Genomic DNA, 1,078 nt, shown 5'->3' with positions numbered 1-1,078 from the left:
TGTACTGACCTGAGAGGTTGGTTACGCGGCTGGCGGGTGGGCCGCCGATGCTGGTGTGGTGGCGGTGATGGTTGTAGCCGTGTAGCCAGCCGGGCAAGGCGGCGCGCCGTTGGGTCTCGGTGCTGTAGGGCTGGGCGTAGGCCCATTCGTCGAGCAGGGTGCGGTGGAAACGCTCGACTTTGCCGTTGGTCTGAGGCCGGTAGGGGCGGGTCCGTTTGTGGCTGATACCGGCCGTGTGCAGCGCTTCTTTCCAGGGGCGGGATCGGTAGCAGGCGCCGTTGTCGGTCAGGACTCGCTGGATCTCGATGCCCGCTGCCGCGAACCATGCTTGCGCTCGTTTCCAGAACGCTGTGGCGGTGGTTTTGGTTTCGTCGGGCAGGATTTCGGTGTAGGCCAACCTGCTGTGATCGTCCAGGGCGGTGTGCAGGTAGGCATAGCCCAGCTTCGCCCGCGAGCTGCTGCTGTTGTTGGCGATGGGTTGGCTGCGGGCGTTGTGCCGGCCGCCGGTGGCACGGCCGTGGACTTTGTGGCCGCCTCCGTCGGGGATGTTGCCCAGCTTTTTGATGTCCACGTGCACCAGGCCGCCGGGCTGGTCGTACTCGTAGCGGCGGATCACGCGTCCGGTGGCCCGGTCCATATGACTGAGCCGGTTGAGTCGATACCGCGCCAGAACCCGGTGCACGGTCGAGGGGTTGAGCCGGAGCAGCCCGGCGATGCGGGCCGGGCCCCACCGCCGCAGCACCCGGACTTTGATGATCCGCCGCTCCGTTCGAGTGGGAACACGCCCTGGGCTGTGATGCGGTCGGCTGGAGCGATCGACCATGCCCTGTTCGCCGTCACGCCGGTAACGATCCGCCCACCGCTTCGCGCACGCCACCGAGACCTGGAAACGCTCGGCCGCCCGCCGCAGCGGCCACCCGTCCTGCACGACACACCGGGCCAGACGCAGCCTGCCCGTCTCGGTCAGCGGAGCGTTACGGTGACACACGAGGACCTCCTGGTGATCGGTGCAGATTGTGGTGATCCACACCGAACCCGGAGGTCCTCACTCATTCCAAGATCATCCGACCCCGTGTCA

General features: G+C 66.9%; 1 protein-coding gene. It reads right to left on the bottom strand.

What is annotated here, in order from left to right:
* Nucleotides 1–988 (bottom strand): IS481 family transposase (locus tag E1181_RS31120; protein ID WP_132679974.1); only part of this gene is annotated, 988 nt, incomplete at its 3' end.
* Nucleotides 989–1,078 lie beyond the last annotated feature (90 nt).

Origin of the sequence: Saccharopolyspora terrae, from assembly GCF_004348435.1 — a bacterium.
Taxonomy (GTDB): Bacteria; Actinomycetota; Actinomycetes; order Mycobacteriales; family Pseudonocardiaceae; genus Saccharopolyspora; species Saccharopolyspora endophytica.
Note: the sequence above shows the minus strand (reverse complement) of the source record. Positions and strands in the feature narration are given on the sequence as shown.